The organism is Pseudomonas sp. No.21 (assembly GCF_054558415.1).
In genome coordinates, this window is record NZ_BAAJNO010000001.1 from 547,082 (window position 1) to 561,347 (window position 14,266).

A 14,266-nucleotide genomic window follows, 5' to 3' on the forward strand; every position below is an offset into this window, starting at 1 on the left:
CCCATGCGCAGCCTGGCCAATATCTTCAACCTGGGGCTCAAGGAGTTCCGCAGCCTGCAGCGCGACTACGCGATGCTGCTGCTGATCCTCTGGGCCTTCAGCCTGGGCGTGTACAGCTCCGCCACCGGCATTCCGGAAACCCTGCACCATGCACCCATCGCGGTGGTCGACGAGGACCGCTCGCAGCTCTCCACGCGCCTGGTCAACGCCTTCCAGCCGCCGTACTTCCGCGCGCCCGAGCTGATCGACCAGGGGCGCATGGACCGGGGCATGGACACCGGTCTCTACACCTTCACCCTGGACATCCCGCCCGACTTCCAGCGCGACGTGCTCGCCGGCCGCAACCCGGCGGTGCAGCTCAACGTCGACGCCACGCAGATCGGCCAGGCCTTCAGCGGCGCGGGCTACATCCAGAACATCGTTGCCACCGAGGTCAACGAATTCGTCGCCCGCTACCGGGGGGCGAACGCGATGCCGGCGGAGCTGACGGTACGCACGCTGTTCAACCCCAACCTGACCCAGGCCTGGTTCGGCGGCGTGATGGAGGTGATCAACCAGATCACCATGCTGTCGATCATCCTCACCGGCGCGGCGCTGATCCGCGAGCGCGAGCACGGCACCGTCGAGCACCTGCTGGTGATGCCGTTGTCGGCGTTCGAGATCATGCTGGCCAAGGTCTGGTCCATGGGCGCGGTGGTACTGGTGGCGGCCGCGCTGTCGCTGGTGTTCGTGGTGCGTGGCTGGCTGGCGGTGCCCATCGAGGGCTCGCTGGGGCTGTTCCTGGTGGCGGCGGCGCTGCACCTGTTCGCCACCACGTCGATGGGCATCTTCCTCGGCACCGTGGCGCGTTCCATGCCGCAGCTGGGGCTGCTGACCATCCTGGTGCTGATGCCGTTGCAGATCCTTTCCGGCGGCACCACCCCGCGCGAGAGCATGCCCGAGCTGGTGCAGCAGATCATGCTGGCAGCGCCCACCACCCATTTCGTCGCCCTGGCCCAGGGCATCCTCTACCGCGGTGCGGGGCTGGACATCGTCTGGCCGCAATTCCTCGCCATCATCGGCATCGGCAGCGCCTTCTTCTTCGCCGCCCTGACCCGGTTCCGCCGCACCATCACCCAGATGGCCTAGACGGCCAGAGCCCGCGCCAGCTGCCAGGCGGCGAAACCGAGCAGGAACAGCCCGGCCGCCTGGTCGATGCGCCGCAGCAGGCCGGCGTTCAAGCGGTGGCGTACGGCAGCCACGCCCAGCGCCAGGGCCAGCCACCACAGCGCCGAGCCGCAGAACACCCCGGCGACCATCAGCAGCGCGCTCGCCGTACCGGGCGTCGCGTCGGCACCGAGGCCGGCGAAGACCGCGATGAAGGCCAGGATCGTCATGGGGTTGGTGAGCGTCAGCGCGAAGACCGACGCCAGCGCCTTCCAGCCGTTGCCGGGCTCGACCAAGGCGGCGGCGTGGCGGGCCGGCGTGGCGCGCAGCAGGCGCAGGCCCATCCAGGCGAGGAAGCCCGAGCCGACCAGCGCCAGGGGCGTGGCCAGTGCCACGAAGGCCTGGATCAGCGCCTGCACCCCGAAGGCCCCCAGGGCACCGAAACAGGCGTCGGCGAGCGCGGCGCCCAGGCCGCTGAGAAAGCCGATGCGGGCGCCGTGGTCCAGGCTGCGCTGGATGCAGAGCAGGCCCACGGGGCCCACGGGGGCAGCGATGGACAAGCCGATCAGGGCGGATTTGAAGAACAGCGCGAGGTCCATCCGGGCCACCGGTGAGGTCATTGGAATGGCCTTATTCTGCGGCGCTGATACCGATCTTTGAATGCAATAACTATGGTAATTATCTGGCTTTGCCTGAATTGCTTATGTGAATTTCGATAGGGGCCTTAAAAATGGAGATCGATGCCAAATCCTGGAAAATCCTCCAGGCCATTCAGGACGAAGGGCGTATTTCGCTCACCGAACTGGCCAACCGGGTGGCGCTTTCGCTGCCGGCGACATCGGAGCGCCTCAAGCGCCTCGAAGAGTCCGGGGTAATCGAGGGCTATCGCGCCTGCGTATCCGCCGAACATGTCGGCTACGAGGTGATGGCGTTGATCGGCATGACCACGCCCCAGCCGGACAAGGCACGCCTGGTCGCGCTGCTGCAGCAGATGCCGGAAGTGCTGGAATGCCTGCATGTGACGGGGCAGGACTCGTTCATCCTGCGGGTGGTGACGCGCAACATCCGCCACCTGGAACGCTTCGTCGGCAGCATCAACCACTTCGGCGAGACGCGAACGTCCATCGTGATGTCGGCGCCGATCCCGCTGCGCCCTTTGCAGCCACCGGCTACGGCGTCGGAGTGACGGCGGGAAAAGCGGAAGGGTAGAAGCACTGAAGGCGCCTCGAGGGCGCCTTCAGCATTTACGGGCTGGGTACATCGCTCAGACCTCGCACGGGATTCCTGGGTCGGATTGCAACCTGTGCAGCGGCCTGTCAGGAGAAGCGGAAGCCCGGAGTGCGGTCGGAACCATCTTCGGCGACACGGAAGCCCGGAGTGCGGTCGGAACCGTCTTCGGCAACGCGGAAGCCCGGGGTGCGGTCGGAGCCGTCTTCGGCAACGCGGAAGCCGGGAGTGCGGTCGGAGCCGTCTTCGGCGACACGGAAGCCGGGAGTGCGGTCGGAGCCGTCTTCGGCAACGCGGAAGCCGGGAGTGCGGTCGGAACCGTCTTCGGCGACACGGAAGCCGGGGGTGCGGTCGGAACCGTCTTCGGCGACACGGAAGCCCGGAGTGCGGTCGGAGCCGTCTTCGGCGACGCGGAAGCCCGGGGTGCGGTCGGAACCATCTTCAGCCAGGCGATTGATGGTGCGCTCGGCGCCGCTGGCGACGGTCTGCTGGGTCTGCGCGGCGCCTTGGGGCAGGGCGAACGCGGTAGCGGACAGGGAAGCGATGAACAGGCTGGCAAGGATTTGCTTTTTCATTTTGGGTGCCTCGTGGTTTCAAGTGGGGTTGAAAGTGAACACGGGGCCAATGTTACGGATGAAAAATCGATAAAGAAGTGGATATCGGTAATGGTCTACATCGATCCCGTCGATAGTTGAGTTGGCATGCTTTTAAATCAGATACTTACGCAATCAAATGCGGTGTTGTTAGGCACTTGAAACCTTCCGCAAAAGACTTTTTCGCCAAATGATAACAATCTATTTATTCGATTGATTGGGTTGATCAAGGCATCTTCCGGGTGCCGTGGCCGGCTCGGCTGTTCAGGGAAGCGAACACTGCGTGCCCAGGGATGCGATGCGGTGCAAAGGAGCGGGGAGTCACGCTAGGCTATGGCCCTTTCCCACCATTGGATGGCGACATGTCCAGCGAGATCGAAACCCCCTTCAGCAACGAGCCCCTTTCCGCCGTCGAGGTCCGCCTGCTCGGCAGCCTGATCGAGAAGCAGGCCACCACGCCGGAGTCCTACCCGCTGACCCTCAACGCGCTGGTCCTGGCCAGCAACCAGAAGACCAGCCGCGAGCCGGTGATGAACCTGACTCCCGGCCAGGTGGGGCAGGGCATGCGGGTGCTCGAGGGGCGCGGGCTCGCGCGCCTGGTGATGGGCAGTCGCGCCGACCGCTGGGAGCAGCGTGCGGAGAAGACCCTGGAGCTGGTGCATGGGCAGCTGATCCTGCTCGGCCTGTTGCTGCTGCGCGGCCCGCAGACCCTCAACGAGCTGTTGACCCGCAGCGGCCGCATGCATGAGTTCGACGACGTCGAGCAGGTGCAGCACAACCTCGAACGCCTCGCCGCGCGTGGCCTCGTCACCCTGATCCCGCGCCAGTCGGGCCAGCGCGAGGATCGCTACATGCACCTGCTGGGCGAGAAGGCCGACCTCGAAGAGCTGCTGGCCGCGCGGCAGAGCGCCCCGGAGCGCAGCGAGAGCCGTGCCGCCAGCGACTCGCGCATCGAGCAGCTGGAGGCCCGCGTCGCCGAACTCGAAGAGCGCCTGGCGCGCCTCGAAGCCCGCTGATTACCCTTCTGCGCAACTCTTTGTCGCCTGGCGCGTTTCGCCGTGCCGGGCGACCTGCCATCCTTTCGCGCAACCCTGATACCCACGCCTGAGGTAGCCATGAAAATCAGCTCGGACTTCGATAGCGGCAATATCGAGGTGAAGGACGCCAGCAATCCGCAGCACCTGTTGCTGGCGATGCGCCCGGACCTCAAGAGCCATCACTTCCAGTGGTTCCATTTCAAGGTCGAGGGCATGACCCCCGGCCAACGCCACGACTTCAGCCTGGTGAACGCCGGCCAGTCGGCCTACGCCCACGCCTGGACCGGCTACAACGCCGCCGCCTCCTACGACCACGTCAACTGGTTCCGCGTGCCCAGCCACTTCGACGAGAAAGGCCTGCACTTCGGCCTGCAACCGCGCGAGGGGCAGATCTGGTTCGCCTACTTCGAGCCCTACAGCCGCGAACGCCACGACCGCCTGATCGCCGACGCCCTGGCCAACGCCGGCGCCGAGCTGTTCGCCACCGGCAAGAGCATCGAGGGCCGCGACATCCAGCTGCTGCGGGTCAGCCGCAACCCGGCGGCCCAGCGCAAGATCTGGATCATCGCCCAGCAGCACCCCGGCGAGCACATGGCCGAGTGGTACATGGAAGGCGTGATCGAGCGCTTGAAGAACAAGGACGACGCCGAGCTGAACGAGTTGCTGGCCAAGGCCGACCTCTACCTGGTGCCGAACATGAACCCCGATGGCGCCTTCCGTGGCCACCTGCGCACCAACGCCGCCGGCAAGGACCTCAACCGCGCCTGGCAATCGGCCAGCGAGGCCGAGAGCCCCGAGGTGTTCTTCGTCCAGCAGCAGATGCGCAAGGTCGGCGTTGACCTGTTCCTCGACATCCACGGCGACGAGGAGATCCCCCACGTGTTCACCGCCGGCTGCGAAGGCAACCCGGGCTACAGCAAGCGCCTGGAACGCCTGGAAGACGAGTTCCGCAACCGCCTGGTGGACATCGGCGCCGACTTCCAGACCCGCTACGGCTACCCGAAGGACGAACCCGGCAAGGCCAACACCACCCTGGCCTGCAACGCCGTCGGCATGGAGTTCGACTGCCTGTCGTTCACCATCGAGATGCCGTTCAAGGACCACGACGACAACCCCAACCCGGAAACGGGCTGGGACGGCAAGCGCTCCATGAAGCTCGGCCAGGACGTGCTCAGCGTTGCCGCCGCGATGGTCGACGGCCTGCGCTGACCGCCGCCGCGCCCCTGAAAGAACGCCGCCTCCCCGTTGCTGGGGAGGCGGCGTTTTTCGTTGTGCGGCCCTCCGATCGCGAGTGTTGCTGGGGCGGTTCGCTCTTCGGTGGAGCTGGGGCAGCCTGCGACCACTCTCGCCGTCAGGCGCGGGTCGGCGCCGCCGCACCGTGGAGGAAGATCTGCTCGAGGATCACCGCCGAGCCGGACCTGGCCATGCGGCCACGGCGTTCGGCGTCGACGATGCCGAAGATCAGCGAGAGGAACAGCTCCGAGAGCACTGCCGCGCTGATGTCGATGCGGAACACCCCCTCCTGCTGGCCGCGCAGGAAGAACCTGTCCAGGGCGACGCAATAGCTCTGCCAGCGATCGTCCTCGGCCTTCGGGTCGAGGGTGTCGGGGTTGTACTGGAACATCAGGAACACCAGCAGTTCGCGGTGCATCAGGTGTTCGCCGATCAGCCTGCGCAACGCGTCCAGCGGCTCGGCGTGCTGCAGGTCGCCGGCGGAGAGTATCTGGCCGATCACCGTTTCGCCGTGGGTGATGAGCATCTCCACCAGGTTGTCCCGGGTGCCGCAGAAGCGGTGCAGCGTGGCCTTGCTCACGCCGGCCGCTTCCGCCAGCTCCTTCAGCGTGGCGCGCGGCCGCTCGACGAAGGCGACGGCCAGCGCCTTGATGAGTCGTTCGTCTTGTGCTGTCAGCGCCATGGAAGGGTCCTGCGTTGATTTTCGGATTGGGCGCATTGTGCAGAAAAACCCTCGGGCTTCAACGGTGAACGACATGATTAATAACAAAAGATTCAAATGAGACAATATTGACTCATTTAGATCTATGAAAGATCATGCGCGCCTTTCCAGTCTAGGGTCCGGGTGAAACATGGGCAGATTGCGTGCAGTAGGAACCGTCTCGGTATGGGTTGCAGCCATGGCGCTGGCTGGTTGCGGGGCATCGGGCGAGCCGGAAGCGGCTGCCGAAGTGGCCAGGCCGGTGGACGTCGTGGCGGTGGTGGCCGAGCCGCTGGTGCTGACCACCGAGCTGCCGGGGCGCATCGAGCCCGTGCGTGTGGCCGAGGTGCGTGCCCGGGTCGCGGGCATCGTGGTGCAGAAGCGTTTCGAGGAGGGGGCGGACGTCAAGGCCGGCGACCTGTTGTTCCAGATCGACCCGGCACCGCTCAAGGCGGCGGTTTCCCGTGCCGAGGGCGAGCTGGCGCGCGCCGAGGCGACCCTCTTCGAGGCCCTGGCGCGGGTCAAGCGCTACGAGCCGCTGGCCAGGATCGAGGCGGTCAGCCAGCAGGACTTCGACACCGCCACCGCCGACCTGCGCAGCGCCAGGGCGGCGGTGCGTACGGCCCAGGCGGACCTGGAGACCGCGCGCCTGAACCTCGGCTATGCCTCGGTCAAGGCGCCCATCTCCGGTCGCATCGGCCGCGCGCTGGTCACCGAAGGGGCGCTGGTGGGGCAGGGCGAGACCACGCTCATGGCGCGCATCCAGCAGCTCGACCCCATCTACGCCGACTTCACCCAGCCGGTGGCCGACGCCCTGCGCCTGCGTGAAGCGCTCAAGGGCGGCACGCTCTCCGCCGACGACAGCCAGGCGCTGCGCATCCACGTCGACGGCACCGACTACGAGCGCCAGGGCGAGCTGCTGTTCACCGACGTCTCGGTGGACCCGGGCACCGGCCAGGTGTCCCTGCGTGGCAAGTTCGCCAACCCCGACGGGGTGCTGCTGCCCGGCATGTACGTCCGGGTGAGTGCGCCCCAGGGCAGCGATGCCAACGCCATCCTGGTGCCCCAGCGCGCCGTGCAGCGGGCGGCCGACGGCAGCGCCCTGGTGCTGGTGATCGGCGCCGACGAGCGTGTCGAGGCTCGCCCCGTGCACACCGGTGCCATGCAGGGCGCGCGCTGGCAGATCAGCCAGGGGCTGGCCAGCGGCGACCGCGTGATCGTCGGCGGCCTCACCGGCCTGCAGCCGGGCGCCAAGGTCGAGGCGCGTCCCACCCAGGAGCAACAGGCAGCCCGCCAGTAAGGCCGGTATCGCCACGAGGAAACGTCCATGTCTCTGTTCTTCATCAAGCGCCCCAACTTCGCCTGGGTGGTGGCGCTGTTCATCTCCCTGGCCGGCCTGCTGGTCATCCCGATGCTGCCGGTGGCCCAGTACCCCAACGTCGCGCCGCCGCAGATCACCATCACCGCCACCTACCCGGGCGCCTCGGCGCAGGTGCTGGTGGACTCGGTCACCAGCGTGATCGAGGAGGAGCTCAACGGTGCCAAGGGCCTGCTGTATTTCGAGTCCACCAGCAACTCCAACGGCACCGGCGAGGTGGTGGTCACCTTCCAGCCCGGCGTCAACCCGGAGCTGGCCCAGGTGGACGTGCAGAACCGCCTGAAGAAGGCCGAGTCGCGCCTGCCCCAGGCCGTGCTCACCCAGGGGGTCGAGGTCGAGCAGACCAGCGCCGGCTTCCTGCTCATCTACGCCCTCAACTACAAGGAAGGTGCCCAGCGCAGCGACACCACCTTCCTCGGCGACTACGCCGCGCGTAACATCAACAACGAACTGCGCCGGGTGACCGGCGTCGGCAAGCTGCAGTTCTTCTCCTCGGAAGCGGCCATGCGCGTCTGGATCGACCCGCAGAAGCTGGTGGGCTACGGCCTGTCCATCGACGACGTGAGCGCCGCCATCCGTGGGCAGAACGTGCAGGTGCCGGCCGGTGCCTTCGGCAGTTCGCCGGGCAGCACCGAGCAGGAGCTGACCGCCACCCTCGCGGTGAAGGGCACCCTGGACGATGCGACCGAGTTCGGCCGCATCGTGCTGCGTGCCAACCCCGATGGTTCCTCGGTGAAGCTGGCCGACGTGGCCCGCCTGGAAGTGGGCAGCGAGAGCTACAACTTCTCCTCGCGCCTCAACGGCAAGCCCTCGGTGGCCGGTGCCATCCAGCTGTCCCCGGGCGCCAACGCCATCCAGACCGCCGAGGCGATCAAGCAACGCCTGGCCGAGCTGTCGGTGAACTTCCCCGACGACGTCGAATACTCGGTGCCCTACGACACCTCGCGCTTCGTCGACGTGGCCATCGAGAAGGTGATCCACACCCTGCTGGAAGCCATGGTGCTGGTGTTCCTGGTGATGTTCCTGTTCCTGCAGAACGTGCGCTACACCCTGATCCCGGCCATCGTCGTGCCGGTGTGCCTGGCGGGCACGCTGAGCGTCATGTACCTGCTGGGCTTCTCGGTGAACATGATGACCATGTTCGGCATGGTGCTGGCCATCGGCATCCTGGTGGACGACGCCATAGTCGTGGTCGAGAACGTCGAGCGGATCATGGCCGAGGAAGGCCTGTCGCCGCGCGCGGCCACGGTCAAGGCGATGGGCCAGGTGTCCGGCGCCATCGTCGGCATCACCCTGGTGCTGTCGGCGGTGTTCCTGCCGCTGGCCTTCATGGCCGGCTCCGTGGGCGTCATCTACCAGCAGTTCTCCCTGTCGCTGGCCGTGTCGATCCTGTTCTCCGGCTTCCTCGCCCTGACCTTCACCCCGGCCCTGTGCGCCACGCTGCTCAAGCCGATCCCCCAGGGGCACCATGAGCAGCGCGGCTTCTTCGGCGCCTTCAACCGCGGCTTCACCGGCCTCACCCAGGGCTACACCCGCCTCAACGGCGGCCTGGTGAAACGTGCCGGGCGCTTCATGCTGGTGTACGCCGGCCTGGTGGCACTGCTCGGCTACTTCTACCTGCGCCTGCCGGAATCCTTCGTACCGGTGGAAGACCAGGGCTACATGATCGTCGACGTGCAGCTGCCGCCCGGCGCCACCCGTGCGCGCACCGATGTCACCGGCCAGCAGCTGGAGCAGTACCTGGGCGCCCGCGAGGCGGTGGCCAACACCTTCCTGGTCATGGGCTTCAGCTTCTCCGGCATGGGCGAGAACGCCGCGCTGGCGTTCCCCACCCTGAAGGACTGGTCCGAGCGCAGCGACGAGCAATCGGCCGGGGCCGAGGCGTTGCTGGCCAACCAGAACCTCGCCGGCGTCAGCGACGGCGCGATCATGGCCGTGACCCCGCCGCCCATCGACGGCCTGGGCAACTCCGGCGGCTTCGCCCTGCGCCTGCAGGACCGTGGCGGCCTCGGCCGCGAAGCCCTGCTGGCCGCCCGTGACCAGCTGCTGGGCCAGGCCAACGGCAACCCGAAGATCCTCTACGCGATGATGGAAGGCCTGGCCGAAGCGCCCCAGCTGCGCCTGGAGATCGACCGCGAGAAGGCCCGCGCCCTGGGTGTCGGCTTCGAGACCATCGGCAGCGCGCTGTCCACCGCGTTCGGCTCCTCGGTGATCAACGACTTCTCCAACGCCGGCCGCCAGCAACGCGTGGTGGTGCAGGCCGAGCAGGGCGCGCGGATGACGCCGGAAAGCGTGCTCAAGCTCTACGTCAGCAACGCCAGGGGCGAGCAGGTGCCGCTCTCCGCCTTCGTCACCACCCGCTGGGAAGAAGGCCCGGTGCAACTGGTGCGCTACAACGGCTACCCGTCGATCCGCATCGCCGGCGACGCCGCGCCCGGCGTCAGCACGGGCGAGGCCATGGCCGAGCTCGAACACCTGGTGGGCCAGCTGCCCGAAGGCATCGGCTACGAGTGGACGGGCCTGTCGTACCAGGAGAAGGTCGCCAGCGGCCAGGCGGTGCAGCTGTTCGCCCTGGCCATCCTGGTCGTGTTCCTGCTGCTGGTGGCGCTCTACGAGAGCTGGGCGATCCCGCTGTCGGTGATGCTCATCGTGCCCATCGGCGCCCTCGGCGCGGTGCTCGCGGTGACCTCGGTCGGCATGCCCAACGACGTGTACTTCAAGGTCGGCCTGATCACCATCATCGGCCTGGCGGCGAAGAACGCCATCCTCATCGTCGAGTTCGCCAAGGAGCTCTGGGAGCAGGGCCACAGCCTGCGCGAGGCCGCCATCGAGGCCGCTCGCCTGCGCTTCCGCCCGATCATCATGACCTCCATGGCCTTCATCCTCGGCGTGGTGCCGCTGACCCTCGCCACCGGCGCCGGTGCCGCCAGCCAGCGCGCCCTCGGCACCGGCGTCATCGGCGGCATGCTCAGCGCCACGCTCTTGGGCGTCATCTTCGTGCCCATCTGCTTCGTCTGGGTGCTGTCCCTGCTGCGCAGTCGCCCGGCGGCCAGCCAAGAAACCACCAAGGTCCTGGAGTGATCGCCATGCACAGAAACGTCTTCAGCGCATCGGCGCTCCTGATCGCACTGACCCTGGGCGGCTGCTCCATGGCCCCCACCTACGAACGCCCCGAAGCCCCGGTGGCCGCGCAATGGACCGGCCCCGCCGCCAGGCAGGGCCAGGCCGCCAGCGAGCTGGACTGGCGCACCTTCATCGTCGACGCCGACCTGCGCCGGCTGGTGGGGGAGGCGCTGGCCAACAACCGCTCGCTGCGCCAGACCCTGCTCGACATCGAGCAGGCCCGCGCGCAATACCGCATCCAGCGCGCCGACCGGGTGCCGGGGCTCGCCGCCAGTGCCTCGGGTAATCGCCAGCGGGTGCCGGGGGAGCTTTCCAGCACCGGTGCCTCCAGCGTCACCAGCAGCTACCAGGTGGGCGTGAGCCTGCCCGAGTACGAACTGGACCTGTTCGGCCGGGTCAAGAGCCTCACCGACTCGGCCCTGGAGCAGTACCTGGCCACCGAGGAAGCGGGCCGCAGCGCGCGCATCGCCCTGGTCGCGGAAGTCACCCAGGCCTACCTGACCTACGACGGCGCCCAGCGCCGCCTGGCCCTGACCCGGCAGACCCTGGAAAGCCGCGAGGACTCCCTCGACCTCACCGCCCAGCGCCGCGCCGCCGGTGCCGCCACCGCGCTGGACCACCAGGAAGCCCTCGGGCTGGTGGAGCAATCCCGCGCCGAACTGGAGGCCAATCAGCGGCAGAAGCAGCAGGCACTCAACGCGCTGGTGCTGCTGGTCGGCACCCCGGATGCCGCCCGCTCGCTGCCCGAGACGCCCCGTGACGAGCTGCTGCTGATCCAGGACATCGCCCCCGGCGCGCCCTCGGCACTGCTGGAGCGGCGCCCGGACATCCTCGCAGCCGAGCACCGGCTGAAATCGCGCAACGCCGATATCGGTGCGGCGCGGGCGGCATTCTTCCCGCGCATCAGCCTCACCGGCAGCTATGGCAGCTCCAGTGCCGAGGTGTCCGGCCTGTTCGATGGCGGCTCGCGCGCCTGGAGCTTCATGCCGACCCTGACGCTGCCGATCTTCGATGCCGGCCGCAACGCCGCCAACCTCGACCTCGCCGAAGTGCGCAAGGACGCCGCCGTGGCCGCCTACGAAGGCAGCATCCAGACCGCCTTCCGCGAAGTGGCCGACGCCCTGGCCGCCACCGACACCCTGCGCCGCGAGGAAGCGGCCCGCCGCGCCCTGGCCAACACCAGCAACGAGACCCTGAAGCTGGCCAAGGCCCGCTACGAAGGCGGCGTGGACAGCCACCTGCGCTACCTGGATGCCCAGCGCAGCGCCTTCCTCAACGACTCCACGCTGATCGAGACCAGCACCCAGCGGCAGCTCGCCCTGGTCGACCTGTTCCGCGCCCTGGGTGGCGGCTGGAGCGGTGCAGACGCCAGCCTGGAGAGCCGATGAGTTCGAGCCACCCTCCGGGCAACCGCTGGCTGATCCTGCTGGTGGTGGTCCTGGCCTACCTGCCCATCGTCATCGACATGACGGTGCTGCACATCGCCGTGCCGTCGCTGACCCTGTCCCTCGGGGCCAGCGGCGAGCAGGTGCTGTGGATCATCGACATCTACCCACTGATCATGGCCGGCCTGCTGGTGCCCATGGGCACCCTGGCGGACCGCATCGGTAGCCGCTTCATGCTGCTCGCCGGCCTGCTGGTGTTCGTCGCCATGTCCTGTGCGGCGGCCTACGCCCCCACGGCAGCGGCCCTGATCGCCGCCCGCGCGGGGATGGCGGTGGGCGGAGCCATGGTGCTGCCCTGCACCCTGGCGATCATCCGGCGCGCCTTCGAGTCGCCCAGGGAGCGGGGCATCGCCCTGGGCCTGTGGGGCACGGTGGCCTCCGCCGGTGCGGCCCTGGGCCCGCTGGTGGGGGGCGCGCTGCTGGAGCACTACTGGTGGGGCTCGGTGTTCCTCATCAACCTGCCGTTGATGCTGCTTATCTGGCCCCTGGCCCATGTACTGGTGCCCCGTGATGCCGGCAGTGGCAGCGGTGGCTGGAAGATCGGCCAGGCACTGCTGCTGATCGCCGGCATCATCGCCAGCGTCCATGCGCTCAAATCCGGCCTCACGCCGGGCGGGCCGTCCTGGGGCAGCGGCGTCACGTTGCTGGTGGGTGTCCTGTTGCTGGCCGACTTCGTGCGCCGCCAGCTCACCAGCGCCGAGCCGATGCTCGATCTCGGCCTGTTCGCGCGGCCCGCCATCCGCTCCGGGCTGATCATGGCGCTGGTGGTCTCCGGCGCCCTGGCCGGCACCGAACTCACCATCGCCCAGGAGCTGCAACTGGTGCTCGGCCGCACGCCGCTGCAAGCGGGGCTGTTCCTGCTGCCGCTGATGATCGCCGCCGGTGTCGGCGGGCCGCTGGCCGGCTACCTCGTCGCCCTGGTCGGCCTGCGCCGGGTGGCGACCACCACGCTGCTGTGCTCGGCCGTCGCGTTGGCGGGCCTGGGGTCGAGCGACCTGAACGACGGCGCCTGGGTGGCCGGCCTGCTGGTGTTGCTGGGCCTGGCCCTGAGCATCGGCCTCACCGCGTCCTCCATCGCCATCATGGGGGCCGCGCCGGCCAGCAAGGCGGGGGCCGCCGGCGCGCTGGAGGCCACCGGCTACGAGATGGGCACGGGGCTGGGCATCACCGCCTTCGGCGTGCTGCTCTCCAGCGTCTACGCGGCCGCCATCCAGCTACCCGGCGGTGTGCCCGAGGCGGTGAAGGACCCGGCGATGCGCTCGCTGGCGGACACCCTGGTCACTGCCGAACGCCTCGACGCCACCCTGGCCGCCTCGCTGGCCCAGGCCGGGCGCGAAGCCTTCGCCGCCGCCCACGGTACGGTGCTGCTGTCCGCTGCCGTGCTGCTCGCCGGCCTGGCGCTGGTGGTGTTCCTGTCGCTGGGCAAGGAGGAGGGGCGCGAACCCGCCGCGGCAGGGCGCTGACCCGGCGTGGCCGCTGTTCAACGCCTGTCACAATTACGCCGCTGCCGGGCTTCACGCCTTGCGCTATCGTTGCGCGCTTTCCATCCACGACAGGCGGGTTCCATGCCATTCGTACTGCCCCAGAGCATCGCGCGCTTCATCGACGGCGCGCCCCTGACGCGGGATTGCGTCGGTGAGTCCCCATGCGAAGTCCACGCGTTCGAGCGTGGCAACGACCGCTTCTTCCTCAAGGCGAGCGCCGCCATCTACGCGCCCACCACCTACAGCGTGATGCGCGAGGCCAGCGTCCTGCAGTGGCTCGACGGCAAGCTCCAGGTGCCCGAGGTGGTGGCCTGCGCCGCCGGCGACGGGCATGAGTTCATGATCACCCGTGCGGTGCCCGGCCGGCCGCTCGCCGAGCTGATGGAAGACGAGCCCTCCGTGTACCAGGCCTTCGCCGAAGCCCTGCGCCTGCTGCAGGCGGTGCCGGTCGACGGCTGCCCTTTCGATTCCTCGGCCGCCGTGCGCCTGCACGAGCTGGAGTACCTGGTCGACCAGGGGCTGATCGCCGATGACTGGGACCCGGACACCTGGCCCGAGCTGCCGACGCCCGAGGCGCTGATCGGCCACCTGCACGCCAGCGTGCCGACCGAGGACCGGGTCTTCTCCCATGGCGACCTGTGCGACGCCAACCTCTTTCTCGACGCCCGGGAGCGGCTGCACTTCATCGACCTGGGGCGCGGCGGCCTGGCGGATCGCTGGCTGGACATCGCCTTCGCCCACCGCAACATCGCCGAGGAGCTGTCGCCGGCAACCGCCGACCGCTTCATCGCCCGGCTGGGTATCCCGGACCAGCCGGCCAGGCGCCTGTTCTTCGAGCAGCTGGACGAGATGTTCTGAGCAGCGGCCGGCACGCTTGCCGAGCGTGCCGGCCTAGCCCAT

12 protein-coding genes are annotated in these 14,266 nt (G+C 68.3%); 9 read left to right on the forward strand and 3 right to left on the reverse strand.

What is annotated here, in order from left to right; translation table 11 throughout:
- Positions 1-3: 3 nt before the first annotated feature.
- Complete coding sequence (locus ACYJSS_RS02300) at positions 4-1,128, forward strand: ABC transporter permease (RefSeq protein ID WP_236206047.1); 1,125 nt, start codon at positions 4-6, stop codon at positions 1,126-1,128.
- Here the strand turns inward: ACYJSS_RS02300 and ACYJSS_RS02305 are convergent.
- Positions 1,125-1,745: a LysE family translocator gene (locus tag ACYJSS_RS02305; RefSeq protein WP_236206046.1), complete on the reverse strand. Its 621-nt coding sequence runs from the start codon at positions 1,743-1,745 to the stop codon at positions 1,125-1,127. The genes ACYJSS_RS02300 and ACYJSS_RS02305 overlap by 4 nt on opposite strands.
- Positions 1,746-1,876: 131 nt before the next feature.
- Between ACYJSS_RS02305 and ACYJSS_RS02310 the strand changes: the two genes are divergently transcribed.
- Positions 1,877-2,332, forward strand: a complete 456-nt coding sequence (locus ACYJSS_RS02310) for an Lrp/AsnC family transcriptional regulator (RefSeq protein ID WP_111262677.1) — start codon at positions 1,877-1,879, stop codon at positions 2,330-2,332.
- A 130-nt stretch (positions 2,333-2,462) separates the two neighbouring features.
- Here the strand turns inward: ACYJSS_RS02310 and ACYJSS_RS02315 are convergent, their stop codons facing one another.
- The gene (locus ACYJSS_RS02315) at positions 2,463-2,948 is read right to left on the reverse strand and encodes a hypothetical protein (RefSeq protein ID WP_236206045.1); all 486 of its coding nucleotides are present in this window, start codon (positions 2,946-2,948) and stop codon (positions 2,463-2,465) included.
- A 380-nt stretch (positions 2,949-3,328) separates the two neighbouring features.
- Between ACYJSS_RS02315 and ACYJSS_RS02320 the strand changes: the two genes are divergently transcribed.
- Both ACYJSS_RS02320 and ACYJSS_RS02325 read left to right on the forward strand, forming a co-directional pair.
- Positions 3,329-3,982, forward strand: coding sequence for a YceH family protein (locus ACYJSS_RS02320; RefSeq protein ID WP_236206044.1), 654 nt, complete (start codon positions 3,329-3,331; stop codon positions 3,980-3,982).
- Between the two features lie 99 nt (positions 3,983-4,081).
- Positions 4,082-5,212 (forward strand): M14 family metallopeptidase, encoded by a 1,131-nt coding sequence (locus tag ACYJSS_RS02325; protein ID WP_111262675.1) that lies wholly within the window; start codon positions 4,082-4,084, stop codon positions 5,210-5,212.
- Between the two features lie 142 nt (positions 5,213-5,354).
- On the opposite strand, the gene ACYJSS_RS02330 is transcribed toward ACYJSS_RS02325, so the two are convergent.
- A complete protein-coding gene (locus tag ACYJSS_RS02330) occupies positions 5,355-5,918 on the reverse strand; it encodes a TetR/AcrR family transcriptional regulator (protein WP_111262674.1) in 564 nt (187 codons plus the stop codon).
- Positions 5,919-6,087: 169 nt separating this feature from the next.
- On the opposite strand from ACYJSS_RS02330, the gene ACYJSS_RS02335 reads away from it, so the two are divergent.
- The 5 genes from ACYJSS_RS02335 (at position 6,088) to ACYJSS_RS02355 (ending at position 14,224) form a co-directional block, all read left to right on the forward strand.
- Positions 6,088-7,236, forward strand: a complete 1,149-nt coding sequence (locus ACYJSS_RS02335) for a MexC family multidrug efflux RND transporter periplasmic adaptor subunit (RefSeq protein ID WP_236206043.1) — start codon at positions 6,088-6,090, stop codon at positions 7,234-7,236.
- A gap of 27 nt (positions 7,237-7,263) precedes the next feature.
- Positions 7,264-10,395 carry an efflux RND transporter permease subunit gene (locus ACYJSS_RS02340; RefSeq protein ID WP_236206042.1) on the forward strand — a complete coding sequence of 1,044 codons (3,132 nt, stop codon included), beginning with the start codon at positions 7,264-7,266 and terminating at the stop codon, positions 10,393-10,395.
- Positions 10,396-10,400: 5 nt separating this feature from the next.
- Complete coding sequence (locus ACYJSS_RS02345) at positions 10,401-11,825, forward strand: efflux transporter outer membrane subunit (protein WP_111262671.1); 1,425 nt, start codon at positions 10,401-10,403, stop codon at positions 11,823-11,825.
- Complete coding sequence (locus tag ACYJSS_RS02350) at positions 11,822-13,345, forward strand: MFS transporter (RefSeq protein ID WP_236206041.1); 1,524 nt, start codon at positions 11,822-11,824, stop codon at positions 13,343-13,345. The genes ACYJSS_RS02345 and ACYJSS_RS02350 overlap by 4 nt, the downstream gene beginning before the upstream one ends.
- A 102-nt stretch (positions 13,346-13,447) precedes the next feature.
- Positions 13,448-14,224: an APH(3') family aminoglycoside O-phosphotransferase gene (locus ACYJSS_RS02355; protein WP_236206040.1), complete on the forward strand. Its 777-nt coding sequence runs from the start codon at positions 13,448-13,450 to the stop codon at positions 14,222-14,224.
- The last annotated feature ends 42 nt before the right edge of the window (positions 14,225-14,266 follow it).

Bases quoted from the DNA above. Each gene is read 5' to 3' on its own strand.
- ACYJSS_RS02300 (WP_236206047.1), top strand. From the start codon at position 4: ATGCGCAGCCTGGCCAATATCTTCAACCTGGGGCTCAAGGAGTTCCGC.
- ACYJSS_RS02305 (WP_236206046.1), bottom strand. From the start codon at position 1,745: ATGGACCTCGCGCTGTTCTTCAAATCCGCCCTGATCGGCTTGTCCATC.
- ACYJSS_RS02310 (WP_111262677.1), top strand. From the start codon at position 1,877: ATGGAGATCGATGCCAAATCCTGGAAAATCCTCCAGGCCATTCAGGAC.
- ACYJSS_RS02315 (WP_236206045.1), bottom strand. From the start codon at position 2,948: ATGAAAAAGCAAATCCTTGCCAGCCTGTTCATCGCTTCCCTGTCCGCT.
- ACYJSS_RS02320 (WP_236206044.1), top strand. From the start codon at position 3,329: ATGTCCAGCGAGATCGAAACCCCCTTCAGCAACGAGCCCCTTTCCGCC.
- ACYJSS_RS02325 (WP_111262675.1), top strand. From the start codon at position 4,082: ATGAAAATCAGCTCGGACTTCGATAGCGGCAATATCGAGGTGAAGGAC.
- ACYJSS_RS02330 (WP_111262674.1), bottom strand. From the start codon at position 5,918: ATGGCGCTGACAGCACAAGACGAACGACTCATCAAGGCGCTGGCCGTC.
- ACYJSS_RS02335 (WP_236206043.1), top strand. From the start codon at position 6,088: ATGGGCAGATTGCGTGCAGTAGGAACCGTCTCGGTATGGGTTGCAGCC.
- ACYJSS_RS02340 (WP_236206042.1), top strand. From the start codon at position 7,264: ATGTCTCTGTTCTTCATCAAGCGCCCCAACTTCGCCTGGGTGGTGGCG.
- ACYJSS_RS02345 (WP_111262671.1), top strand. From the start codon at position 10,401: ATGCACAGAAACGTCTTCAGCGCATCGGCGCTCCTGATCGCACTGACC.
- ACYJSS_RS02350 (WP_236206041.1), top strand. From the start codon at position 11,822: ATGAGTTCGAGCCACCCTCCGGGCAACCGCTGGCTGATCCTGCTGGTG.
- ACYJSS_RS02355 (WP_236206040.1), top strand. From the start codon at position 13,448: ATGCCATTCGTACTGCCCCAGAGCATCGCGCGCTTCATCGACGGCGCG.